The organism is Nocardioides sp. Z40_12 (assembly GCF_058215795.1).
The window spans coordinates 165,872-189,012 of the sequence record NZ_JBZAJA010000004.1 but is presented as its reverse complement, the minus strand read 5'-3'; the positions used below and the strand labels follow the sequence as shown (position 1 = coordinate 189,012).

Here is a 23,141-nt window from a genome sequence, read left to right as displayed (position 1 = left end):
GGCTCAGCCGGCGGCGCAGCCGACGCAGGTGAGCGCGGTCGGGCGTGCCGCGAGCCGGTCGTCGGGGATGGCCCGGCCGCAGACCCGGCAGGTGCCGTAGTCGCCCCGCTCCACCCTGGCCAGCGCGTCGTCGACCTCGACCAGGCGGCGCCGGGTCTGGCCGACCAGGGCATCGACCTGGGAGCGCTCGAAGGCGATCGTGGCGCCCTCCGGGTCGTGCTCGTCGTCGGCGTTGGTGTCCTGCGACGCCGCGACGATGGCGTCGAAGTCCTCGGTCAGGCCGGCCAGCCGGCGTACCGCGACGGCCCGCTCCTCCTCGAGCAGGGCGCGGGCGTCCTCGGGGTTCATGGCTCCAGTGTGGCGCGGACGCGCAGGGCGCTCAGCCGTCGAGCCGGTCGGCGAGGTGGCGCAGCTGGCGCGCGAGCCGCGTCCGCCGGCGTACGACGGGTGGGCGCGGGTGTTGCGGCGTCCGCGTGCGGATCCGGTTGTGGACGATGAGCTCGATGTCGGCGGGTGTGTAGTCCATGTCTCCTCCTGGAGGCTGGGTCGGTCGGGTCGGTTCGTTCACAGCTGGGTGAGCACGATGTCCCCCGAGGCGGTCTTGGCGCGCACCTCGACGTGGTCCTGGCCCTCGGCGGGCTCACCGGTCGGGGCGAGGTCGGAGCGGATCGCCCCGGTGAGGGTGGTGAGGTCGGTCCAGACGGGGGTGCCGCCCGGGATCCCGAGGCGGACGTCGCCCGAGGCGCCGCGGACGCCGACCCGGCCGCACAGCACCTTGGAGAGCCGCACGTCGCCGCTGCCGGTCGACATGGTGAGATCGGTGCCGGCCCCGGCCTCGGCGACGTGCAGGTCGCCCGAGCCGGTCTTGACGGCGAGCTCGGCCTCGACCGTCTGCACGGTGACGTCGCCCGACCCGGTCGAGAGGCTCGCCGGGGCGCCGACGTGGCCGAGGAAGATGTCGCCGGAGCCGCTCTTGGCCTGCAGCTCGCCGGCGACGACGTCGATCTTGATCGCGCCTGAGCCGGTCTCGAGCAGTGCCTGTCCGGCCAGCCGGTCGACGAGCACGTCTCCGGAGCCGCTCTTGACGGCGAGCGTGACCAGCGAGCCTGAGACCTTGGTGCGGGCGCTGCCGCTGCGCACCACCGCGTCGCTGCCGGGCGGCAGGGCCACGGTGACGTGGAGCGGCTGCTCGTCCGAGGAGCCGAAGCCGAATCGCGGGCGGGGCGCCTTGATGGAGATGCTTCCGCCGTCCTGGACCACCTCGACGAGCTCCGCCTGCGGTCCCTCGATCTCGACGAAGGTCTCGCCCTGGGCGCGGGTGCCGGTGGCGTCGAGGGTGATGCTGCCGCGGCCGACCTCGACGCGCAGCTGGACCGGGTCGGGGGTGGGGAGTCGATGGAACATGGATGCCTCCGGGTGTGCTCGTCCGCGGCGCCGGCGGGCCGGCTCCGTGAGGTTGGGGGTGAGGTGGGGTAGGGGGCGGGTCAGATCCAGCCGGTCATGCGCTTGGTGCCGCGGCCACCGCGTCCGGGGCGGCCGAAGGGGTCCACGCCGCCGAGGAACGGGATGCTCGACAGGTCGATGTCGATGTTGATGGCGTCCTCGTCGGTCGCCCGGCGCACCAGGTTGACCAGCCAGGTGTTGAGGCTGTGCCCCGCCTGCGCGGCCTTCTCCTCGGCCTTCGCCTTGACCGACTCCGGCAGCCGGAGCGTCACCCGCGCCAGACCCTCGTCGGGGTCCTCGGGGGAGGGCGGCGGCGCGACGGGTCGCGGTGGCACGGCGCTGTGCGCCGGAGGTGCGAGCTCGACCACGAAGTCGAGCTCGCGGCCGTTGAGCCGGACGTCGACGCTGCCGGACGGCATCTCGGTGGTGATCTCCGCGGCCGCCTGGCTGATGGCCTCCATCAGGGCGAGGCGGGCGGCGGGCTCCAGGGCGAACGCGAGCCGCTCGGCGGCGGAGCGGAGCTCGTCGCCGCCGGCCTCGGCTGCGGACGTCAGGTCCCGGCGGAGGTGGTCGACGTACGGCGTGATGTCCATGAGCATCACTATGACGTCACTATGACGTCAACGTCAAGAGGTTTGATGTCAGCGATGACAGCACCTCGGTTGTTGCTCGGGAAAACGAACAGCCGCAACCGCGCGGGGCGGTTGCGGCTGTTCGGCGCCGGGGTCCGGCTCAGAGGTCGAAGAGCGAGCTCGATCCGTGGATGTCGACGTCCGTCTTCGGCTGGTGGGCCTCGCCGTTGGACGGCTGCGGCTCCTTCTCCGGGGCGGGTGCCTCGGTCGGCTCTGCCGGCTCCGGGGTCTGCTCCGCGACCGTGTCAGCCGTCGTGTCGTCGGACGACGCGGCGGCGGTTGCCGCCTGGCTCAGGGCTGCCCCGTCCGGCGCCGAGGGCGCCGTCGTGGCCTCGGGCTCCGGCTGTGCCTCGGCCTCGGTCCTGACCTCGGGCTCGGGTGCCTTCGGCGCCGCGCTGGCGGCGGGCACCGGCGCGACGATGTCGAAGAGCGAGCCGCCCTCGGGGATCGACTGCGTCGGTGCCGGCGCTGCCTTGGGCGTCTCCTTCGGCTCCGCCTTGGCCTCGGGCTCGGACTCAGCCTTCGGCTCCGGCTCCGGCTCTGCCTCGGGCTCCGGCTCGGCCTTGGGCTTGGGCTCGGCCTCGGCCTTCGGCTCCGGCTTGGCCTCGGGCTCGGCCGGGGCGGTGGGCTCGGGGGCGGCGATGTCGAAGAGCGAGCCGCCCTCGGGGATCGACTGCGTCGGGGTGGCCGCCGTAGGCGCTGCCTTCGGTGCCTTCGGTGCCTCGGCCTTCGGCTCCGCCTTGGCTTCGGGCTCGGGCTCGGGCTGGGCCTTCGGCTCCGCCTCGGCGGGTGCCTCGGCAGGGGCGGCCAGGTCGAAGAGCGACCCGCCAGAACCCAGGTCGGCGGCGGGCTTCTCAGGGGCGGCCTTCGCCTCCGCCTCCGGCTCCGGCTTCTTCTCGGCCTTCGCCTCGGCGGGGGCCGGGGTCTCGGAGCCGAGGTCGAAGAGCGAACCGCCGCCGAGGTCGGACGCGGCCTCGGGCTTGGTGTCGGCCTTGGTCTCGGTCTTCTGATCGGCCGGGGCCGGGGTGTCGAAGAGTGAGCCGCCGGACTCCTGCTTGGCGGCGGGCTCGGCCGGGGTGTCGAAGAGCGAGCCGCCGGACTCCTGCTTGGCGGTGGGCTCCGACGCCGGGGTGTCGAAGAGCGACGAGCCGCCGCTGGCCTTCGCGTTGGGGCCGACGTCCGCGGTCTCGGTGACGGTCTCCTCGGTCTGGGTGACGTCCCCGACCTCGGGCTCGTCCTTGGTTGCGACGTCGTCGGTCGCCGGGCTGGCCTTGGCGCTGGCGCCCACAGCGGCGGCCTTCTTCGACGAGCCGGGGGCGGCCTTGGTCGCCTGCTCGCCCTTGACCGAGGCCAGCAGCATCTGCGCGACGTCGAGGACCTCGACCTCCTCGCGGGCGTTGCCCTTGGCCTGCTCCGAGGTGAGGCCGTCGGCCAGCATCACCCGGCAGAAGGGACAGCCGACCGCGATCTGGTCGGCCCCGGTGGAGACGGCCTCCTGGGTGCGGTTGACGTTGATCCGCTCGCCGAGGTTCTCCTCCATCCACATCCGGGCACCGCCGGCGCCGCAGCAGAAGGACCGCTCGTTGCTCCGCTCCATCTCGACGTACTCGGCGCCGGGCAGGATCTGCAGCAGCTCGCGCGGCGGCTCGTAGACCTTGTTGTGGCGCCCGAGGTAGCAGGGGTCGTGGTAGGTGATGGAGCGCTTCGCAGCGCCCGCGCCGTCCTTGACCGGGGTCAGCTTGCCGTCGCGCACCAGGCGGTTGAGCAGCTGCGTGTGGTGGACGACCTCGAGCTCGACGCCGAAGTCCTTGTACTCGTTCTTGAGCGTGTTGAAGCAGTGGGCGCAGGTCGAGACGACCTTCTTGACCTTGTACTCCTTGAAGGTCTCCGCGTTCTGCTGCGCGAGCCCCTGGAAGACGAACTCGTTGCCGGCCCGGCGGGCCGGGTCGCCCGAGCAGGTCTCTCCGTTGCCCAGCACGCCGAAGCTCACCCCGGCGATGTCGAGCAGCTCGGCGACCGCGCGGGTGGTCTTCTTGGCGCGGTCCTCGTAGGCGCCGGCGCAGCCGACCCAGAACAGCCAGTCGACCTCGTCGAGGGACTCGATCGTCTCGCCCACGACCTTGACGTCGAAGGGCAGGTCCTTGGCCCAGTCCATGCGCGCGTTGGGCGACATGTTCCAGGGGTTGCCCTTGTTCTCCAGGCCCTTGAAGAGCTGGTTGAGCTCGGAGGGGAAGTTGGACTCCACCAGCAGCTGGTAGCGCCGCATGTCCATGATGTGGTCGACGTGCTCGATGTCGACGGGGCACTGCTGCACGCAGGCGCCGCACGAGGTGCACGACCAGAGCACGTCCTCGTCGATGACGAAGTCGCCGTCGGCGGGGTTGTAGAAGTAGTCCAGGACGTCGGTCCCGGCGCCGGCGCTCTCACCCTTCGAGCCGCTGCCCACCAGGGCCCGCTCCGCGTGCGACTCCGTGCCCTCGACCTTGGCGTAGGCGTGGTCGCGCAGGCCCATGACCAGCAGCTTGGGGGAGAGGGGCTTCTCGGTGTTCCAGGCGGGGCACTGCGACTGGCAGCGACCGCACTCGGTGCAGGTGGTGAAGTCGAGGATGCCCTTCCAGGAGAAGTCCTCGAGCTTGCCCACCCCGAGGACGGAGTCCTCGTCGAGGTCGTCGATGTCGTCGAGGGTGATCGCCTTGCCGTTGGACATCAGCGGCTTCATCGCGCCGAGCGCCGTGCTGCCGTCGTCCTCGCGCTTGAACCAGATGTTGAACCAGGTGGTGAAGCGGTGCCAGGCCACGCCCATCGTGATGTTGCGGGCGATCACCATCAGCCAGACCATCGCCAGCGCGATCTTGAACATCGCGATGAAGAAGATGATGTTGTGGATCGTGGCCAGGTTCTCGGTCGGGTAGAGGACGTCGCCCATCCACGAGGTGATCGGGTAGTGCGCGCGACCGGCCTCCTCGTCGAGCTTCCACTCGGCGGCCCGGACGAAGAGGATCGCGGAGCCCTCGAAGAGCGCCAGGAACTCCACGAAGTACGCCTGCCACATGGTCGAGCCGAAGAAGCGGCTCTTGCGGCCCTCGGTCCGCGGGTGGTGCTTCTGGCGGTAGACGATCAGCCAGGCGATGCCGACGGTGCTCAGCAGGCCGATCAGCTCGCTGAACCACTCGTAGGGGTACCAGTGACCGATGATCGGCCAGGCGAAGTCCGGCTTGAAGAGCTGGAAGTACGCCGCCAGCACCGCGGTGGACAGGAAGAGGAACGCCGCGAAGACGAACCAGTGCATGATGCCGATCCACGTCCACTGCAGCATGCGCGTGTGGAGGAACGTCTCCTTGAGCATGGTGACCGTGCGGCCGACGGGGTTGCCGCTGCGGCCCGGCGCGGGCTGGCCGGTGCGGATGACGCCGAGCATCTTCCTGATCGCGGGGACCAGCATGGCGATGGCCGCGGCGGTCAGGGCGAACGAGACGACGATCGCGATGGTCTGCAACATGGAAGGATGGCTCCTCGTGGGTGTCAGCACGCGCTGTCCTACGACGACGCGTCAGGGCGGAGCCTATGTCGTGGCCGTGCACGAGTCAGCACTGTCCCGTCCATAGAGTCTACCGCTCAGTAACTTGGCAGGAGGGTCAGCGGTGTACTTCGACAACCAGCCGTGCCGGGTGTGCGGCGCCGAGGTCAGGCTGCGTGAGCATCGCTCCCGCCACGAGAAGGACCCCGACGGCACCATCGACGACCGGGTCTGCACCAATGCGACGTGCGCGACCAACACCTCCGAGGACGGGGCGCCCCAGCCCTGACCCCGCCCGGTCGTTGATGACCGGGGGCCGGGCGTGGGAGGGTCGGACACTGACGAGCACGCCCACACCCACGGTCGAGGGAGATCCATGTCCGAGCAGTACCCGTCCGATCCGGACGCGCAGCAGCCCGACCCGCAGTACCCCCAGTACCCCCAGTACCCCGGGTACCCGGCGGGCGAGGCGCCAGGTCAGACGGCCGCCCCGCAGCAGCCGAGCAGCCTCGCCACCGCGGTGAAGCTGATGTACGCCGGCGCCGCGCTGAGCCTGCTCTCGCTGATCCTCGGGGTGGCCACCCTCGGCGGCCTCAAGGAGGACATCGAGGAGTCCGTGCGGGAGACCGATCCCAACGCCACCCAGAGCACGATCGACGCGGCCTACGCCGGCGCGCTCATCTTCGTCTTCCTGGTGGGCATGGTCGCCGTGGTGCTCTGGGCCTGGATGGCCTGGAAGAACGGGCAGGGCCGCTCCTGGGCCCGGATCGTCGCCACCGTGCTGGGGGTGCTCAACGTGCTCCTGACCCTGCTCAGCTTCACCCAGCCGGGCACCACAGGGATCGGCCTCGTCTTCAACCTGATCTCGGTCGTGCTGGCGGTCGCCATCCTGTTCCTGCTCTGGAAGCCCGAGTCGAGCCGCTACTACGAGGCGGTCGCCCGTAGCCGGATGCTGCACTGATCTCCCCGGTCCCCTCCCCTTCGTGGGCTCCGAGGCGGACGAGGAGCTGATCGTGGGGGGCACGCGCCGAGCAGGAGTCCGGCTGCGAGCGCTGAGGCCGGGCCGGCCGTCCGGCTAGCGGAGGATGCGGACGAAGACGTCGTCCATCCGGCCGCGGAACTGGTCGGGGTCGCTGGTGCCGACGGCCTTGCCGCCGATCCAGACCGGCGCCGCGTTGGCGAGGTTGCCCGTCTCGACCGCGACCTGGGCCGCCACGGCGCCGTCGACCAGCAGGGCCACCACGCTGCCCTCGCGCTGGCAGGCCAGCGCGTGCCAGGCGCCGTCGGCCACCGAGGCCGTCGCCAGCACGGTGGCGCGCCCGGCCGAGCCGTTGACCACGCAGCTGGGTACGCCGTCGTCGACCTGCAGCTTGTACTGGCCGCCGACCTCGTCGTACCAGCCCTTCTGCACCACGTTCATGGAGCCGGCCGCCTGGTTGGCGGTGAGCCGCACCGACGCGCCGAAGACGAAGGTGTTCTGGCGAGGGTCGAGCGAGTTGCGGTCGGGGACCTCGATGATGGCGCGGCCACAGCTCAGGCACGGGAAGCGCATGGCCCGCCCCGTCACTCCCTTGGCGCGCTTGATCCGGGCGCTGCCGTCGGTGACGGCTGTGCCGGAGGCCCGACGAGGGCTGCCGAGGACGGGGTCGCCGTGGCCCAGCGCTGGCCCCTTGTCGAAGGAGAACGACAGCCGGGTGCCGTCGGCGGGCGGCGCGGCGGCGGCGGGCAGCGCGGCGGCGCCCAGGAGGGCGGTGGTCGACACCAGGACGCCGAGCAGGGCGAGGGCGCGGGAGGTCATGGTGCTCATGATGGCCCAGGTCGCGGGGCGTCTCGCGCTGGTCCAGTCAGGTCGGTCACCCCTGAGCGGGGCGGCCGGGTGCCGTGCGTCACGGTGTGAGCGCCGGAGGGGATCCTCGCGGCGGTGGAGATCGTGGTCGCCGTCCAGCTCCGCCAGGTCAGCGCTGGGCCCGGCCGAGGAGGCGCCGGACCAGAGGAGCGGGCAGCAGCCGCACCGCCCGGTCGACCAGCGTCGCCACGCCGCTGAGCGAAGGCAGCGTGGAGCCGAGCGGCTGTCCTGGCAGGGCGTCGAGGGTGATCATCCCGATTGATGCCGCGGCCAGGGCGTCGGTGAACGAGTCGACGTCGAGGGAGTCCTCAAGCCCCCGGGCCAGGAGGATCCGGCGGACCGTCTCGGAGAGCGCGGTCCGCCACTTCTGCAGCAGCTCCCCGAGGAGTCGCGCCATCGTCTCGTCGGTGTGCGAGGCGGCGATCACGTGGGAGAGGAGTGAGGCGGTGCCGTCCGCCCGGCTGTTCTCGGCGAGCCGCACCCCGACGCCGTGCAGGTCGGCGAAGGTGGTCGCCTGCTCGAGCTCGGCGACGTAGCCGGCGACCATCCGGGCGGTGGCCTCCTCGAAGGCCTCGCGCAGCAGCCCGTCGAGGCCGTCGAAGTGGTAGAAGACGAGCGCCTGGTTGACCCCTGCCTCCGCGGCGACGGCCCTGGCGGTCACCGCACGGACCCCCTCCCGGGAGACCAGCCGGACGGCCGCGTCCATCAGCTTCTGCCGGGTCTGCGCGCTGCTCACGCCGTGCTCCTCTGCTCCTGGGACGGGACCACCTCGCGGGGCCCCAGCCCGCAGGCGTCGGCGGCAGTCTGCACCACCCAGGTGACCGCGGGGAGCCGGATCAGCCACCCGAGCCAGGCGCGGCCGAGACCGGCGTGCTCCAGGGCCCGGGCGAAGGCAGCCACCCCGCGGTCGACCGTACCGGGTCCGACCCACCGCATCCGGGTCAGGCGGATCCCGGCCTCCTCTGCGGCTCGCACGGTGAGGCCGTGCGGCTCCATGGCGACGATCGCCTCCCCGGTGCTCCGGCAGATCCCGCACTCCCGGCTCACCCACAGGTCGCAGCCGACGGGCACGTAGGGGGTGCGTCGGGGCAGCCAGGCGCGCACCGTGCGGCGGTAGTCGGCGTACCCGGGCCAGTCGCGCATCGTCGCCGCCTCGTGGCGGCCGGCGACCGTCACCGAGAAGGTGCCGGCGCAGAGCGCGGCGAGGAGCAGGTGCGGCGAACCGGCGGCGAGGGAGAGCAGCAGCAGGATCCCGGTGACGCCCAGCTGCATGGGGTTGGCCACGTAGGCGTAGGGACCGGTGGTGACCAGCCTCTCCGGCGGGTCCCACGGGTATGGCGTGCCACGGCCGACGCGGGCCAGCTCGGCGACTGCGGCAAGCACCGGGACGCCGAGCAGCACCGCAGTGGCCAGCAGGGCGGTGCGGACCGGGAGCGGGTGGGCCACCACGGCCTCCCAGCTGCCGCCGTCGCGCCGGAAGGCGAGGGTGGGCACGAGCCAGAGGCAGGCGCCGGTGACGGTGAGTCCCTGGAGCGTCACCCGGAGCCAGAGATGGGAGCGCTGCTGCATGGTGCGGCCCAGCACCAGCGCCGGGGCCAGCACTGAGGTGAGGAGGAGCAGCTCGCCGACCCACCAGTGGGGACCGAGGACGACCAGCGGCTCCAGCCGTGGCATCACCAGCAGGTCCGCCCAGGCCAGGGCGCCCCACCAGAGCAGCAGCCGGCCGCCGGCGAGCACGGGCAGCGCACCCCAGGCCAGCGCCCACCCGAGGCTGGTCTCCAGGGGCATCCCCAGCAGGTCCGTCGGGCCCGCGGCGAACGTCCACAGCCCCGTGGCCTGCTCGACCGCGAGGATCCCCACCCAGGCGAGCAGTGCGGCCAGGGCGGCGTACGGGACGTCGTGGCGCCGCCTTCGCAGCACCCCTGCGTGGCGCAGCGCCACCACGAGACCCAGCCCCGCCAGCGGGACCACGAGCGTCAGGTTGCGCAGCACGTCCGTGCCGGGGTCGGGGGCCACGACTCAGTCCAGCGCGTTGAGGAACGCCCGGGCGCCGGCGCCCATGAAGAGGTCGGTGATCGGGCCGAACCAGAAGCTGGGGTCGAGCTTGCGCGTGTAGTCCACCTGCAGCGTGGCGTGGCACCCGTCGCCGGCCTGCCCCCAGGTCAGCGAGCCGGTCCGCAGGGTGACCCAGCGGGTGGTGCGGGCGGTGTCCTCGGTGACGTCGAAGGAGAGTCGGCCGCGCTCGCCGGTGGTGACCTCGCTGGCCGTCACCCGGGTGGCGATCGTGCCGGCTGGCATCGTGAGCTCCCAGGTGTCACCCACCGCCAGGCCGCCGCCGTCGGCGGCGACGGGGGTGGGGTACTGCGCGAGCCGGAGCAGCAGGCCCCGGTCGTCGTCGGGGTCGATCCGGGGGCCCCGGGCCAGCGCCGACTCGAACTCCGCGCAGGTCGGCGCCACCGTGGCGGTGGCCGACGAGCTCTGGTCGGGGTTGACCCGCAGGCCCGGGACGACTCCCTCGAGCGCGAGCACGGCGAGCAGCGGCAGCACGCCGAGGTGCTTGGTGAAGGCGCCCCGGGCCGCGGAGACCACTCCGAAGACCAGGAAGACCACGCCGTAGACCAGAGGTGCGGCGATCAGCACGCAGAGCGCTCCCTCGTGAAGCAGTGCCGAGGCCAGCAGCAGCAGGACGGTGGTGATCTGGAAGGCGGTGGCGGCGCCGCTGCGGCTGGTGTCGATCCACCCGACGGCGAGGGCCAGGGCGCACGGGATACCGACGAAGAGCAGCGCCGAGTCGAGGCGTCCGGTGGCCGCGGAGATGACCACCCCGAGGACGGCGAAGACGAGGACGAGCGCGAGCATGCCTGCCCGCGCCGCCCAGCCGGTACGCGGAGGCGGGTCCGGCGGCCCGGGTTCCGGGGCGGGGAACGGCTCCATCGGGGGGATCTTCGACATGTTTTGAGCATATGCTCAAAACATCCGTCAGGGCCAGGGCCAGGGCCAGGGCCAGGGCCGCGGGCTGGGCCGGTCTGGACCACTTTGAGATCCGTGGTGCCCGTCACGTACTTTGCAGCGGTCGACGTGACAGTCGTCACCGTGCTGTCACATCACCGGATTCGTACGCCTCTCGGAAGGTCCCTGTCTTGTCACGCCTCTGCGCCACCGTGGTGCTCACCCTCATCGGCTCGCTGGCCACCGTCCTGGTCGGCACCACGACGGCGCAGGCCGCCGTGCCGACCCGTCCCTACGACCACTACGTCGCCCTGGGCGACTCCTTCACGGCCGGGCCGCTGATCCCGCCGACGACCCTGGTCCCCTGCGCCCGCTCCACCAACAACTACCCGCGGATCCTGGCCGACCGGCTCGGTCTGGAGCTGACCGACGTCTCCTGCTCCTCCGCGCGCACCGAGCACATGGCCGGGCCGCAGGAGGGGATCCTCGGCACCGCCCCGCCGCAGTTCGACGCGCTGCGCCCCGACACCGACCTGGTGACGCTGGGCATCGGCGGCAACGACGGGGGACTCTTCGGCACGCTGATCGACCGCTGCCCCGAGGCAGCCAAGACGGACCCGCAGGGCTCGCCGTGCCGCGACGAGTTCACCCAGGACGGCGTCGACCTGATGGCCGCCAAGATCGTGCAGACCAAGCAGGACGTGCTCGGGGTTCTCGACGGCATCCGGGAGCGCTCGCCCCACGCCGAGGTCGCCGTGGTCGGCTACCTGCGGCTGATGCCGGAGAGCGGCTCCTGCACCAACGGCGCGGTCCCGATGACGGCGGCCGACATGCGCTGGGCCGACAGCCTCCAGCGCCAGCTCAACGACGCGCTCGCCGAGGCCGCCGCCGAGCGGGGGGCCCGCTACGTCGACACCTACGGTCCGTCGCGCGGGCACGACGCCTGCGCGGGCGAGGACGCCTGGGTGCAGGGCAAGTGGATCGACTTCCTCAAGGCGATGGAGTACCACCCGTTCGCCTCGGGGATGGAGGCCAGCGCCCGGCTCGTCTACGACACCCTGATGGGTGAGGACCTCGCCCGCGGCAGGACTGTGCTGGCGTCGGGCACCGAGCACGGCTACGCCCCGTCGTACGCCGTCGACCACGACACCTCTACCCGGTGGGCCAGTGGCGAGTGGGCCGACGGGGCCTGGCTGCAGGTCGACCTCGGCGAATCGCGCTGGGTCGACCGGCTGGTCCTCAACTGGGAGAAGGCCTACGCCAAGGCCTACCGGATCGACGTCTCCGACGACGGCGTCACGTGGCGCACCGTCTGGTCGACGATCAACGGCGACGGGGGCCACGACACCGCGTCGTTCCACCCGACCTCCGCGCGCTACGTGCGGATGGTGGCTGAGCAGCGAGCCACCGGCTACGGCGTCTCGCTCTTCGACCTCGAGGTCTACGGCCCCGACCAGCCGCCCGCCGGCCCCGGACCGGACGACGCCCAGCCCGCGAGCCAGGAGCCTGTGGCGACCGAGCCCTCGACCCAGGAGCCTTCATCGGTGACGCCCCAGACCCCGATCGTGGGACCGACCGAGCCCCTGCGCGTCCGCGTCACCGTGCTGCGCAGCCCGCGGCCGGACCGGGTGAAGGTGCGCATCGCCGGGGCCGGCACGCGCGTGGTCCCGATCGCCGGGGTGACCCAGCCGCCGGCCGCCTGTCGTCCGGCCGCCCGCAAGGCGGTCCGCAAGAAGCTGGCCCGAGGCACCGAGGCGGTCCTGGTGCGCGACCCCCGCGCGAAGGCGGCCTCCGCCGCCAGCTACGTCATGGTCGGCGGCAAGGACCTCGGTCGCCAGCTGGTGCGCCAGGGGAGCCTGCGGGTGGCCAAGGGGGCCTTCTCCCGCAAGGCGTCCTACCGGAAGGCGCAGCGGAGCGCGCGCACCCACCAGCGCGGCTCCTGGGGTGACTGCCGCTGAGGCGGCGCACACACGGGGGTCACCGGCGGTGACCCCCGTGTGGGGGGCTCAGGAGCGGTGCGAGCCGGGGGCTTCGTCGCGCCGGCCGTCCTGGTAGCCCTCCTCGTAGGAGTCGGGCGGGGACTGGGTCGCCGCGTCCGGCCCCGGGATCGGGTCGGTGCCCTCGCTCGTCGCGGCGGCCGAGGTGGTCGCCGTGGTCGAGGAGCTCGAGGTGGTCGTCGCCGTGCCGTCCGGGTCGAGGCGGTCGGCCTCGCGGAGCCGGTCCTCGTGGTGGGCCGCCTGCTGCTGGTAGCCGACCTGCGCCTCCTGGGCGCGTTCCTCGGCGCGCTCCGCCTCGAGGCGGAGCTTCTCGGCCTTGACGGCCTCTTCCTTGGCGCGCAGCTCGGCGTCGGGGAGCGCCGCGGCGTGGCGGTCGGCCTCATTGCGCAGCTCGGCGGCCCGCTGAGCCCGCTCGGCCTGGTCCCGCTCCTGCTTCTTCTTGTTGAGGAGCCAGGCGGCGAGGGCGACCAGCGCCAGCACGACCACGATGGCGACGACGAGCCAGACGATCTCTTCAGTGTTCATGACCGGTCAGTACCCACGGCGAGTCGAGCACATGTGGGCGGCCTCTCGGCCCCGCACCGGCGCACGAGAAGACCCGAGGCCCCCACGGCGTGCGCGGGGGCCTCGGGTCATCACTCCGTGCAAGGCACGGTCACAAGTGGGTCCTGCTACCAGACCCGTCGGGCGTTGCCGCCGATCGGGACGAAGTTCAAGATCAGGCCGACGACCAGGAGAATGGCGCCGATCGTGGTCAGGATGCTGATGTTGGCAACGAGGCCGACGATGAGCAGAATCAGGCCGAGAACGACCATTTCTGTTCCTCCTTGGTTAAGAGCGTCCGGGTTACGGCCGCAGGTGACGTGGTTGTACCCGGGGGTACGGATCCCAAACCCTTCGACTTTCACCCAATTTCTTCGCCGGCCTCTCCAGCCCGCTGACCTGCCATCTTGAATACCTACCTTTAGGTAACTGCTGGGTGACCCCGTTGACGTGGGCCCGAGTCGGTGTCAACTTCGTCACAGGAGCTCGTCAGGAGAAGCGCCGGCATCTGGGAGGTCGTCGGCGCTGCTTGGGAGAAGCCACTGACGCAGGCTCCTGGCCCTTTGGGAGGAGGGCCGAGAAGGAGACGGACACCGGGCGATCCTCTCGGGTTGGTTCTTGGTTCGTCTCACGTGGCGCGGGCCGGGTCCCCCGCACGGCCCGCGCCACCTTCACCACCACCCGCTACCGAGAATCGGGTATATCCGCCCATCGCTTCGGCGTACCGGCATCGTCCGGGTTGACGCTCGCAGCGCATCGCTGCGAGCCTCCGGCCCGGGAGGGAGCAAGATGTTCGTCTGCAGCACCGCACGCGCCCGGCTCCGCACGCTCGTGCCGGCGCTGACGGGTCTCCTCATCGGCCTCGCGCTGGCGGGGGCCGCGCCCGCCGCCCACGCGGAGAGCGGCGAGGAGCCCCGCATCGTGGTCCAGTCGGCCCGGCTCGTCGGTGCGAGCTCGTTCGAGACCTGGTTCGGGGCCGCGCCCACCCCGCTCCTCGAGCTGGTGCTCTACAACAACGGGCAGACCGAGACCGCGCCCTCGCTCGACCTTGTCTGGCGGCACGGGAGCGGCCGGGCGACGCCCGTCGACGCGCCCGCGCTGGCCCCCCTCGCCCCCGGCACCCGCGTCACGGTCGAGCTGCCGGTGGAGTTCGCGGGGTTCGCGCACGGCGAGCACATCGTCTCCGGGGTGGTCCGGGACGGCGAACGCGAGAGTCCGGTCGAGGCCTCGGTCCGGCTGATCCCGTGGGGCCTCTACGGGTTCCCGGTGGTCCTGCTGCTCGCGGGGTCGGCCCTGTGGACCCGCTGGGCGATGACCCGGATGGACGACGACGACACGGCCGACGAGGATCCCGCTTCGCCGGCGTCGCTGTCCACCGTGCCCGGCCGTCCCGCGCCGGGACCGGCTCCGCTCGTCTCCTCGGCCGAGGTGGAGGCCCGCGCCCTGGCCGCCATCGAGCGCTTCGCCGACACCAGGGAGCAGGCGGCCGCCCGTCGTGGTGCCGAGGCCGGGCAGGACGACGCGGACCTCGCCGTGCCGAAGCAGCGGGCCCCCGCCGGTGGGCGGCGGGCCGCCCGGGCCAGCAAGGGCACCCCCTGGCTGACCCGGCGCTGACCCTCGTCAGGCCTGGAGGGCCTGGACCGCCTCGTGGATGCTCAGCGTGCGGCGGGCCGACTCGACGTGGAGGTTCTCCACCATCCGGCCGTTGTAGGTGACGACGCCGGAGCCCTTGCCGTCCTCCCAGGCCTGGATCAGCCCGCGCGCGTCCTCGACCGCCTGCTCGGAGGGGGCGAACGCCGCGTTGGCGCCCTCCACCTGGCCGGGGTGGATCAGCGTCTTGCCGTCGAAGCCCATCTGCCGGCCCTGCTCGCACTCGGCGAGGAAGCCGTCGGTGTCCTTGACGTTGTTGTAGACCCCGTCGATCACCGCGATGCCGGCGGCTCGGCCGGCCAGCAGGGCGGTGTGCAGGCTCGGCAGGATCGGGGCCCGGCCGGGCACGTGCTCGGCGTAGAGCTCCTTGACCAGGTCGTTGGTGCCGAGCACGAAGGCGGTCAGCCGCTCCGAGGCCCGGGCGATGGAGAGGCAGTCGAGGATCGCGACGGGGGTCTCGATCATCGCCCACAGCTTGGTGTGCGCCGGGGCGCCGGCCGCCTCCATCGCGGCGACGAGCTGCTCGACCTCGGCGGCACTGTTGACCTTGGGCACCACGATCGCGGCGGGGCCGGCCTTGCTGGCCGCGGCGATGTCGGCGTCGTGCCACTCGGTGCCGATCCCGTTGACCCGGATGGTCACGGTGCGACGGCCGTACTCGCCGGAGGCGACCGCGGCGCAGGCAGCGTCGCGGGCGGCGGTCTTGGCGTCGGGGGCGACGGCGTCCTCGAGGTCGAGGATCAGGCCGTCGCACGGGATGCTCTTGGCCTTCTCCAGGGCCCGCTCGTTGGAGCTGGGCATGTAGAGGACGGACCTCAGGGGGGTGAACTCGCTCATGCCGGCACTCCTTCGACCTCGATGGCGTCGTACTGGGCCTTCAGCTCCGGGTCGATGGCCGCGAGATCCTCGGCGAGGCGCACCATCACCTGGCACTGCTTGACGGAGGCGTCGTCCTCCATCTTGCCGTCGATCATCACCGCGCCGGTGCCGTCGCCCATGGCCGCGATCACCCGGCGGGCGTGGGCGACGTCCTCCACGCTGGGGGAGAAGACCCGGTTGGCGATCTTGATCTGCACCGGGTGCAGGCTCCACGCGCCGACGCAGCCGAGCAGGAAGGCGTTGCGGAACTGGTCCTCGCAGGCGACCGTGTCCTTGATGTCGCCGAACGGCCCGTAGTAGGGGTAGATGCCGTGCATCGCGCACGCGTCGACCATCCGGGCGATCGTGTAGTGCCACAGGTCCTGCTGGTAGATCGTCCGGTCCGCGTCGTACTGCGTCTCGCCGGTGTCGTTCTTCGGGGCGTCCGCCCGGACCAGGTAGCCCGGGTGCCCGCCGCCGACGCGGGTGGTCTTCATCCGGCGGTCGGCCGCCAGATCGGCCGGACCGAGCGAGAGGCCCTGCATCCGCGGGGAGGCGGCGCAGATCTCCTCGATGTTGGCCACGCCGCGCGCGGTCTCCAGGATCGCGTGGATGAGGATCGGCTTCTTGATGCCGGCCTTGGCCTCGAGCTGCGCGAGCAGCCGGTCGACGTAGTGGATGTCCTCGGCGCCCTGCACCTTCGGCACCATGATGACGTCGAGCTTGTCGCCGATGGCCGGGACGAGCGTGGTCAGGTCGTCCAGCACCCAGGGGCTGTCCAGGGAGTTGATCCGGGTCCAGAACTGGGTCGGGCCGAAGTCGACCGACTGGCCGATCTTGACCAGCCCCTCGCGGGAGATCTCCTTGTTCTCGGCCTTGACGGCGTCCTCCAGGTTGCCCAGGAGCACGTCGACCTTGCCGACCATGTCGGGGACCTTGGCCGCCATCTTGGGGTTGCCCGGGTCGAAGAAGTGGATGGCGCGGCTGGGCCGGGCCGGGATCTCGCGCACCGGCGCGGGGGCGCCGACGGCGAGGGGGGCGAAGAAGTCCTTGGCTGAGCGCATGAGGCGGAAGATAACAGCGAGTGCCCGAGCCGGGGCCGGGACCTCGCACGGTGGACCGCCCGGCTCACTCCCGGCGCCGGTGGGCCGCCACCCGAGCCGGACGCCGCTCGCGCCACCGCTCCACCTCCGTCTCGACGTCGCGCTGCCGGGTGATCACCGGCGCAGCGCGGCGTTGAACTCCCCCACCTCGCGGCGGACGGTACCGCCGCAGCGGTTGAGCGCCGCCTCAGTAGAATCACCCCACGCGCCGCGGCGCGCACGCCAACGAGCCACCCACCACCCGACGGGCGACCCTGTTGCTGATCCTGATCGCCGGACTCTTCGGTCTCTCGTTGGTGAGCCCTCCCATGGTCCTGGCGTGGGGCCGTCGTGCGTTCGCGCCGATCGCGGCGGTGGTGCTGGCCGGCACGGCCTGGATGGCCACCCTGGGTCCGGACGTGCTCGACGGCAGTCACCGGGCCGAGAGCTGGAGCTGGGTGCCGAGCATCGGGATGGAGATGTCCTTCTCGCTGGGCGCGCTCCAGTGGGTGCTCGCGATGGTGGTGCTGGGCATCGGCGCCGTGGTGCTGGCCTACTGCACCTGGTACTTCCACGACGACAGTGCGGGCGTGCCCCGCTTCGCCGGCGTGCTGACCGCCTTCGTCGCGGCGATGCTGGGCCTGGTCCTCTCCGACGACCTGCTGCTCACCTACGTCTTCTGGGAACTGACCACGGTCTTCTCCTTCCTGCTCATCGGCCACGACCCGACGCGCCGCAGCAGCCGGCAGGCGGCCATCCAGGCGCTGCTGGTGACCACGCTCGGCGGCCTGGCGATGCTGGTGGGCGCGATCATGCTCGGCAACGCCGCGGGCACCTACCAGATCAGCGCCATCCTGGCCGACCCGCCGGCCGGGACGGCGGTCACCGTCGCGGTCCACCTGCTGCTGGTCGGGGCGATCAGCAAGTCGGCGCTGGTGCCCTTCCACTTCTGGCTCCCCGCCGCGATGGCCGCCCCCACACCGGTCTCGGCCTACCTGCACGCCGCCTCCATGGTGAAGGCGGGCGTCTTCCTGGTGGCGCTGCTCGCCCCGGCCTTCGCCGACGTGCCCGGGTGGCGCTCGGTGCTGATCGTCCTGGGTCTGGCCACCATGCTGCTCGGCGGGATCAGGGCGCTGGTCCAGCACGACCTCAAGCTGCTGCTGGCCTTCGGCACGGTCAGCCAGCTCGGCTTCATGATCCTGGTGCTGGGCGTCGGCACCCGCAGCGCGACGCTGGCCGGCCTGGCACTGCTGCTGGCCCACGCCCTCTTCAAGGCCTGCCTCTTCCTGGTGGTCGGCCTCGTCGACCGCACCACCGGCACCCGCGACCTGCGCCGCCTCACCGGTCTCGCCCGGCGGATGCCGGTGGTGGCGGTCGCCGCCACCGTGGCGGCCGCCTCGATGGCCGGGGTGCCGCCGCTGCTGGGATACGTGGCCAAGGAGAGCGTCTTCGTCGCCCTGGTCGACGTCGCGGAGAAGGGCGACGGCACCGGGCTGCCGCCCGCGGTGGGCTGGCTCGTCCTGGCCGGCGTGGTGCTGGGCTCGGTGCTCACCGTCGCCTACTCGGCCCGCTTCGTGTGGGGCGCCTTCGGCAACCGCGAGGTCGCCGAGGAGCCCGCCGTGCGGGCCGTCCCCTGGGGCTTCGCCGCCGGGCCCGTGCTGCTGGCGGCGCTCACCCTGGTCCTGGGCTTCGCCGGCCGGCCGCTCACCGAGCTGCTCGGGCTGCAGGCCGACCTGTTCCCGCCCGGCGCGCACACCGCCGAGCTCTCGCTGTGGCACGGGGTCGGGCTCCCGCTGGGCGCCACCGCAGTCGCCCTGCTCCTCGGCGGCCTCCTCTTCGCGGCCCGCGGGGCGGTGCTGCGCTGGCAGCTCTCCTTCACCCACCAGCTCTCCTTCGAGCGTGCCTACCGGTGGACCATGCGCTCGGTCGACCGGACGGCGGTGGAGGTCACCGGTGTGGTCCAGCGGGGCTCGGCCGCCGCCTACCTGGCGTTGATCCTGCTCGTCGTGGTGCTGGTCCCGGGGTCCACGCTGCTGCAGACCACCGACGTGATCCACGTGACCGCCTGGCAGACACCGGCTCAGGCGGGGATCGGCGTGGTGATCGCCGTCGCGGCCGTGATGGCGACCCGCGCCCGGCGCCGGCTCCGGGCGGTGCTGCTGGCCGGGGCGACGGGCTACGGCACCGCGCTCTTCTTCATCCTCCAGGGAGCGCCCGACCTGGCGCTGACCCAGGTGCTGGTCGAGACCGTCACGGTCGTGGTCGCCGTCCTGGCGCTGCGCCGCCTCCCGGAGTACTTCACCGACCGCCCGCTGACCCGCCGCCGCTACCTGCGGATGGCGCTGGGCCTCGGCGTGGCTGTCTCGGTCGCCGGGTTCCTGCTGGTCGGGGCCTCGTCCCGGACCGCCGAGCCGGTCTCGTCGGTCCTGCCCGAGCTTGCCGTCGACTACGGCGGTGGCCACAACATCGTCAACGTCATCCTGGTCGACGTCCGGGCCTGGGACACCCTCGGCGAGATCGCCGTGCTGGTGGCCGCCGCGACCGGCGTGGCCAGCCTGGTCTTCCTCGACACCCGGGGGACCGGCATCCGCCGGGTGCACGAGATCCCCTACCCCGCGGGCGTCCGCAAGGAGCCCAAGGTCGCCGGCAAGCGCGCCTGGCTCCCCGCCCCGCGCACCCTCGCGCCGGAGAACCGCTCGATCATCTTCGAGGTCATCACCCGGCTGGTCTTCCACACCATCCTGATGATCTCGATCTACCTGCTGCTGGCCGGCCACAACGATCCCGGCGGTGGGTTCGCGGCCGGGATGGTGACCGGGCTGGCGCTGGTGCTGCGCTACCTCGCCGGTGGCCGCTACGAGCTCGACGAGGCCGCCCCGGTCGACGCCGGCAAGCTGATCGGCGGGGGCCTGGCGGTGGCCGCGGTGGCCGCCATCGTGCCGCTGGCCTTCGGTGCCGCGGTGCTGCAGACCGCGATCGTGGACCTCACGGTCCCGCTGCTGGGCAAGATCCACCTGGTCACCTCGGTCTTCTTCGACATCGGGGTCTACCTCGTCGTGGTCGGGCTGGTCCTGGACCTGCTGCGCGCCCTCGGCTCCCAGATCGACCGGCACGTGATCCGCGACCTGCGAGCGGCCGAGACCGCGGAGAGCGAGGGCCGATGAACGACGTCAACCTGACCCTGGTGCTGACCTCCTCGGCGCTGATCGGCTGCGGGGTCTACCTGCTGCTCGAGCGGAGCCTGTCGCGGGTCCTGGTCGGCCTGATGATGATGGGCAACGGGGTCAGCCTGGCCTTCCTGGTCTCCGGGGGGCCCGGCGGGGCCGCCCCGATCGTGGTCGAGGGGTCCGAGGAGACGATCTCGGACCCGCTTCCCCAGGCCCTGGTGCTGACCGCCATCGTGATCACCCTGGCCACCGTCTCCTTCGTGCTGGCCATGGCCTACCGGAGCTGGCAGCTGACCGGCCACGACGACGTCCAGGACGACGTCGAGGACGCCATGATCCGGCGGCTCGCGGCCTCCGACGTCACCTCGCAGGCCTACTCGGCGGCGAGCGACGACCCCGACGAGGTCGACCAGTCCAGCGACTTCGCAGAAGGAGAGCTCGTGGACGAGCCGGAGCCCGGCCTCGGCGCCGAGGGCGACGTGGCCGTCGTGGCCCGGCGCGAGGAGGAGGACGGGGTGGGTCACTCATGAGCCTCCTGGTCCCGCTGCCGGTCCTGCTGCCCCTCCTCGGAGCCGGCATCAGCCTGGTGATGACCCACAAGCCCCGGCTCCAGCGCTGGCTCAGCCTGGTCGTGCTGGTGGCCAACGCCGTGATCGCCGCGGTGCTCCTGGTCGAGGCCGACCAGTCCGGCCCGCAGGTGATGTGGGTGGGGCAGTGGCCCGAGACGGTGGGCATCGTGCTCGTCGCCGACCGGCTGGCCGCGCTGATGGTGCTGGTCAGCTCCCTGGTGACCCTGGCCGTCCTCGGCTACTCGATCGGCCAGGGCATGGTCGAGGACGAGGAGTCCGCGCCGCTGTCGATCTACCACCCGACGTTCCTGGTGCTGGTCGCCGGCGTGGCCAACGCCTTCCTGGCCGGCGACCTCTTCAACCTCTTCGTCAGCTTCGAGATGCTGCTCTTCGCCAGCTACGTGCTGCTGACGCTCGGCGGCACCGGCCCCCGGATCCGGGCCGGCACCATCTACGTCCTGGTGGCGCTGCTCTCCTCGTCGCTGTTCCTGATCTCGATCGCCGCGACCTACGCCGCCACCGGCACCCTGACCATGGCCCACCTGGCCGAGCGGGTCGCCGAGCTGCCGCCGCACGTCTCGCTGATGCTCCAGCTGCTGCTGCTGACCACCTTCGCCATCAAGGCGGCGATCTTCCCGCTGTCGTTCTGGTTGCCCGACAGCTATCCCACCGCGCCGGCACCCGTCACGGCCGTCTTCGCCGGCCTCCTGACCAAGGTCGGCATCTACGCCATCCTGCGCATGCAGATGCTGATCTTCCCGCACAGCCCGCTGACCGACATGCTGCTCTGGGTGGCCCTGCTGACCCTGGTCGTCGGCATCCTCGGCGCCATCGCGCAGTCCGACGTCAAGCGCATGCTCTCCTTCACCCTGGTCAGCCACATCGGCTACCTGGTGCTCGGCATCGCGGTGGCGGGGGTCGCCGGGGCGTCGGCGACGATGTTCTACGTCGTCCACCACATCACGGTGCAGACGGCGCTGTTCCTCGTCATCGGCCTGGTCGAACGCCGCGCCGGCAGCACCTCCCTGGTGCGGATCGGCGGCCTCGCCCGGATCGCGCCGCTGCTCGGGGTGCTCTTCTTCATCCCGGCGATGAACCTGGCCGGCATCCCGCCGTTCTCCGGCTTCATCGGCAAGGTCGGGCTGCTCCAGGCCGCCCAGGACCTCGGCACCCCGCTGGCCTGGACGCTGATCGTCGCGGGCGTGGCCACCAGCCTGCTCACCCTGTACGCCGTGGCCAAGACCTGGGCGGTCGCCTTCTGGCGCACGCCGCTGGAGGCCCACGAGGCGCTCGCCGACATCGAGGACGTCGGCGCCGACCCGCTGCCGGGCCACGACACCCGGCCCCGGGTCGAGCACCGCGGCCACGTGCACACCTCCGGTGGCGTGCTCAGCGCCCAGGTGCTCTCGGAGTCGCGACGGCTCGCCGACGACGACGAGCCCGAGCGGGACTTCTACCAGCTGATCGAGGCCGGTGAGGACAGCCGCACCACCCCGCCCAGCATGACCGCGCCGGCGGCCGCCCTGGTGGCGCTCTCGGTGCTGCTGACCGTGGTGGCCGGGCCGCTCTTCGAGTTCACCGACCGGGCCGCCCGCGACCTCGTCGAGCGGACGCCGTACCTCTCGGCCGTCCTCCCGGAGAGTGGCCGGTGAGCCCCCGCACGCGCGTGCGCCGCGACGGATCGGTGCGGCCGGCCCGCTACCGCCCGCTCCAGCCGTTCGCCCTGATCTGGCTGACGCTGGTCTGGCTGGCGCTGTGGGGCGACGTGTCGCCGCTGCTGGTCGTCTCCGGGCTGCTCGTGGCGGTGCTGGTCTGCCTCGCGTTCCCGCTGCCGCCGGTGCGGCTGGAGGCCAGGGTCCACCCGTTCCGCCTGCTCCTGCTGGCGCTGCGGTTCGTGGTCGACGTGGTCCGGGCCAGCATCGACGTCACCCTGGTGGTGCTGCGGCGCCGCCAGGTCCGCAACGCGGTGATCGCGGTCGACCTGCACAGCTCCTCCGACTTCGTGCTCACCGGCGTCGCGGCCATGCTGAGCCTGGTGCCGGGCTCCGTGGTGGTGGAGGCGCGACGCTCCACCCACACCCTCTACCTGCACGTGCTCGACGTGCCCGACCTCGAGGCCGTGGAGCGCTTCCGGCGCGAGGCCCTGGCGGTCGAGGCGCGCTTCCTGGCGGCTTTCGAGCCGATCACCGAGGAGGAGGAGGCCCGATGACGGTCGTCCTCATGGTCGCCGCGGGGATCCTGGTGGTGGCCGCCGGCCTGCTGATCGTCCGGGTGACGGTCGGCCCCACCATCCTGGACCGCAGCATGGCGCTCGACGTGATGATGTCGGTGATGGTCTGCGGGATGGCGGTGTGGTCGGCGCAGCAGGAGAGCGTCGTGGCGCTGCCCGCGCTCCTGTGCCTGGCCGCCGTCGGCTTCGTCGGGTCGGTCGCGGTGGCCCGCTACGCCAGCGGCGTGGACGACGTGGAGGCCGAGAACGACCAGCAGGAGGAGGGTGGTCAGCCATGAGCCTCGAGACGGTGCTGGACGTCGCCTCCGCGGTCTGCCTGCTGGTGGGGGCCGGGTTCGCCCTGGTGGCCGCGATCGGCGTGGTCCGGCTGCCCGACCTGCTGAGCCGGATGCACGCCGCGACGAAGCCGCAGGTGATCGGCCTCTCCTTCGTGGTGCTCGGGCTGGCGCTGCGGCTGCGCGACCCGTCGGTGCTCGGAATGCTGGCCCTGGTGGTGATCCTGCAGATGGCCACCAGCGTGGTCTCCAGCCACATGGTGGGCCGGGCCTCGTTCCGGGCCGGTCAGGTGCGCGAGGACCTGCTCGTCGTCGACGAGCTCACCGAGAACCAGCACGACTGGGACGGCGGGCGCGGGGCGCCCTGAGGCGGGGATCCGCGC

General features: G+C 72.2%; 23 protein-coding genes. 10 read left to right on the top strand and 13 right to left on the bottom strand.

The features are described 5' to 3' along the window. Positions 1-3: 3 nt before the first annotated feature. The 5 genes from AC4BG9_RS09465 to AC4BG9_RS09445 form a co-directional block, all read right to left on the bottom strand. Positions 4-348, bottom strand: a complete 345-nt coding sequence (locus AC4BG9_RS09465) for a TraR/DksA family transcriptional regulator (protein ID WP_490570844.1) — start codon at positions 346-348, stop codon at positions 4-6. Between the two features lie 31 nt (positions 349-379). Next, positions 380-526: a hypothetical protein gene (locus tag AC4BG9_RS09460; RefSeq protein ID WP_490570843.1), complete on the bottom strand. Its 147-nt coding sequence runs from the start codon at positions 524-526 to the stop codon at positions 380-382. A 38-nt stretch (positions 527-564) separates the two neighbouring features. Further along, positions 565-1,404, bottom strand: coding sequence for a DUF4097 family beta strand repeat-containing protein (locus AC4BG9_RS09455; RefSeq protein WP_490570842.1), 840 nt, complete (start codon positions 1,402-1,404; stop codon positions 565-567). Positions 1,405-1,484: 80 nt separating this feature from the next. Beyond that, complete coding sequence (locus AC4BG9_RS09450) at positions 1,485-2,036, bottom strand: toxin-antitoxin system HicB family antitoxin (RefSeq protein ID WP_490570841.1); 552 nt, start codon at positions 2,034-2,036, stop codon at positions 1,485-1,487. 139 nt (positions 2,037-2,175) lie between these two features. Beyond that, positions 2,176-5,574, bottom strand: a complete 3,399-nt coding sequence (locus AC4BG9_RS09445) for a (Fe-S)-binding protein (protein WP_490570840.1) — start codon at positions 5,572-5,574, stop codon at positions 2,176-2,178. 142 nt (positions 5,575-5,716) lie between these two features. Between AC4BG9_RS09445 and AC4BG9_RS09440 the strand changes: the two genes are divergently transcribed. Both AC4BG9_RS09440 and AC4BG9_RS09435 read left to right on the top strand, forming a co-directional pair. Next, positions 5,717-5,881, top strand: coding sequence for a hypothetical protein (locus AC4BG9_RS09440; protein ID WP_490570839.1), 165 nt, complete (start codon positions 5,717-5,719; stop codon positions 5,879-5,881). Positions 5,882-5,968: 87 nt separating this feature from the next. After that, entirely contained in the window at positions 5,969-6,553 is a 585-nt protein-coding gene (locus AC4BG9_RS09435) for a hypothetical protein (protein WP_490570838.1), read from the top strand. Between the two features lie 114 nt (positions 6,554-6,667). On the opposite strand, the gene AC4BG9_RS09430 is transcribed toward AC4BG9_RS09435, so the two are convergent. The 4 genes from AC4BG9_RS09430 to AC4BG9_RS09415 all read right to left on the bottom strand — a co-directional run bounded on the left by AC4BG9_RS09430 (position 6,668) and on the right by AC4BG9_RS09415 (position 10,390). Beyond that, complete coding sequence (locus AC4BG9_RS09430) at positions 6,668-7,390, bottom strand: LamG-like jellyroll fold domain-containing protein (protein WP_490570837.1); 723 nt, start codon at positions 7,388-7,390, stop codon at positions 6,668-6,670. Between the two features lie 157 nt (positions 7,391-7,547). Continuing rightward, a complete protein-coding gene (locus tag AC4BG9_RS09425) occupies positions 7,548-8,174 on the bottom strand; it encodes a TetR/AcrR family transcriptional regulator (RefSeq protein ID WP_490570836.1) in 627 nt (208 codons plus the stop codon). Then, positions 8,171-9,454, bottom strand: a complete 1,284-nt coding sequence (locus AC4BG9_RS09420) for a methyltransferase (protein ID WP_490570835.1) — start codon at positions 9,452-9,454, stop codon at positions 8,171-8,173. Before AC4BG9_RS09420 ends, AC4BG9_RS09425 begins: the two co-directional genes overlap by 4 nt. Positions 9,455-9,457: 3 nt before the next feature. Then, entirely contained in the window at positions 9,458-10,390 is a 933-nt protein-coding gene (locus tag AC4BG9_RS09415) for a hypothetical protein (protein WP_490570834.1), read from the bottom strand. 188 nt (positions 10,391-10,578) lie between these two features. On the opposite strand from AC4BG9_RS09415, the gene AC4BG9_RS09410 reads away from it, so the two are divergent. Further along, entirely contained in the window at positions 10,579-12,345 is a 1,767-nt protein-coding gene (locus AC4BG9_RS09410; RefSeq protein ID WP_490570833.1) for a GDSL-type esterase/lipase family protein, read from the top strand. A 48-nt stretch (positions 12,346-12,393) separates the two neighbouring features. Here the strand turns inward: AC4BG9_RS09410 and AC4BG9_RS09405 are convergent, their stop codons facing one another. Both AC4BG9_RS09405 and AC4BG9_RS09400 read right to left on the bottom strand, forming a co-directional pair. Next, positions 12,394-12,909 carry a hypothetical protein gene (locus AC4BG9_RS09405; RefSeq protein WP_490570832.1) on the bottom strand — a complete coding sequence of 172 codons (516 nt, stop codon included), beginning with the start codon at positions 12,907-12,909 and terminating at the stop codon, positions 12,394-12,396. 146 nt (positions 12,910-13,055) lie between these two features. Continuing rightward, positions 13,056-13,199, bottom strand: coding sequence for a hypothetical protein (locus AC4BG9_RS09400; protein WP_181309788.1), 144 nt, complete (start codon positions 13,197-13,199; stop codon positions 13,056-13,058). 517 nt (positions 13,200-13,716) lie between these two features. Here AC4BG9_RS09400 and AC4BG9_RS09395 point away from each other — a divergent pair. Next, a complete protein-coding gene (locus AC4BG9_RS09395; protein WP_490570831.1) occupies positions 13,717-14,541 on the top strand; it encodes a hypothetical protein in 825 nt (274 codons plus the stop codon). A gap of 6 nt (positions 14,542-14,547) precedes the next feature. Here AC4BG9_RS09395 and AC4BG9_RS09390 read toward each other — a convergent pair whose 3' ends face one another. Together AC4BG9_RS09390 and AC4BG9_RS09385 are read right to left on the bottom strand one after the other, a co-directional pair. Continuing rightward, on the bottom strand, positions 14,548-15,414 hold the full coding sequence (locus AC4BG9_RS09390; RefSeq protein WP_490570830.1) for an HpcH/HpaI aldolase/citrate lyase family protein: 867 nt from the start codon (positions 15,412-15,414) through the stop codon (positions 14,548-14,550). Further along, positions 15,411-16,499, bottom strand: coding sequence for an HpcH/HpaI aldolase/citrate lyase family protein (locus AC4BG9_RS09385; RefSeq protein WP_490570829.1), 1,089 nt, complete (start codon positions 16,497-16,499; stop codon positions 15,411-15,413). The genes AC4BG9_RS09390 and AC4BG9_RS09385 overlap by 4 nt, the downstream gene beginning before the upstream one ends. A 296-nt stretch (positions 16,500-16,795) precedes the next feature. On the opposite strand from AC4BG9_RS09385, the gene AC4BG9_RS09380 reads away from it, so the two are divergent. The 6 genes from AC4BG9_RS09380 to mnhG are packed head-to-tail and all read left to right on the top strand — an operon-like array spanning position 16,796 to position 23,126. Then, complete coding sequence (locus AC4BG9_RS09380) at positions 16,796-19,681, top strand: Na+/H+ antiporter subunit A (protein ID WP_490570828.1); 2,886 nt, start codon at positions 16,796-16,798, stop codon at positions 19,679-19,681. Further along, the gene (locus tag AC4BG9_RS09375) at positions 19,678-20,214 is read left to right on the top strand and encodes a Na(+)/H(+) antiporter subunit C (RefSeq protein WP_490570827.1); all 537 of its coding nucleotides are present in this window, start codon (positions 19,678-19,680) and stop codon (positions 20,212-20,214) included. Before AC4BG9_RS09380 ends, AC4BG9_RS09375 begins: the two co-directional genes overlap by 4 nt. Then, entirely contained in the window at positions 20,211-21,905 is a 1,695-nt protein-coding gene (locus AC4BG9_RS09370; protein WP_490570826.1) for a Na+/H+ antiporter subunit D, read from the top strand. The genes AC4BG9_RS09375 and AC4BG9_RS09370 overlap by 4 nt, the downstream gene beginning before the upstream one ends. After that, complete coding sequence (locus AC4BG9_RS09365) at positions 21,902-22,462, top strand: Na+/H+ antiporter subunit E (protein ID WP_490570825.1); 561 nt, start codon at positions 21,902-21,904, stop codon at positions 22,460-22,462. Before AC4BG9_RS09370 ends, AC4BG9_RS09365 begins: the two co-directional genes overlap by 4 nt. Then, on the top strand, positions 22,459-22,761 hold the full coding sequence (locus tag AC4BG9_RS09360) for an MrpF/PhaF family protein (RefSeq protein ID WP_490570824.1): 303 nt from the start codon (positions 22,459-22,461) through the stop codon (positions 22,759-22,761). The genes AC4BG9_RS09365 and AC4BG9_RS09360 overlap by 4 nt, the downstream gene beginning before the upstream one ends. After that, positions 22,758-23,126 (top strand): monovalent cation/H(+) antiporter subunit G, encoded by a 369-nt coding sequence (mnhG, locus tag AC4BG9_RS09355; RefSeq protein WP_490570823.1) that lies wholly within the window; start codon positions 22,758-22,760, stop codon positions 23,124-23,126. Before AC4BG9_RS09360 ends, mnhG begins: the two co-directional genes overlap by 4 nt. Positions 23,127-23,141: the final 15 nt, after the last annotated feature.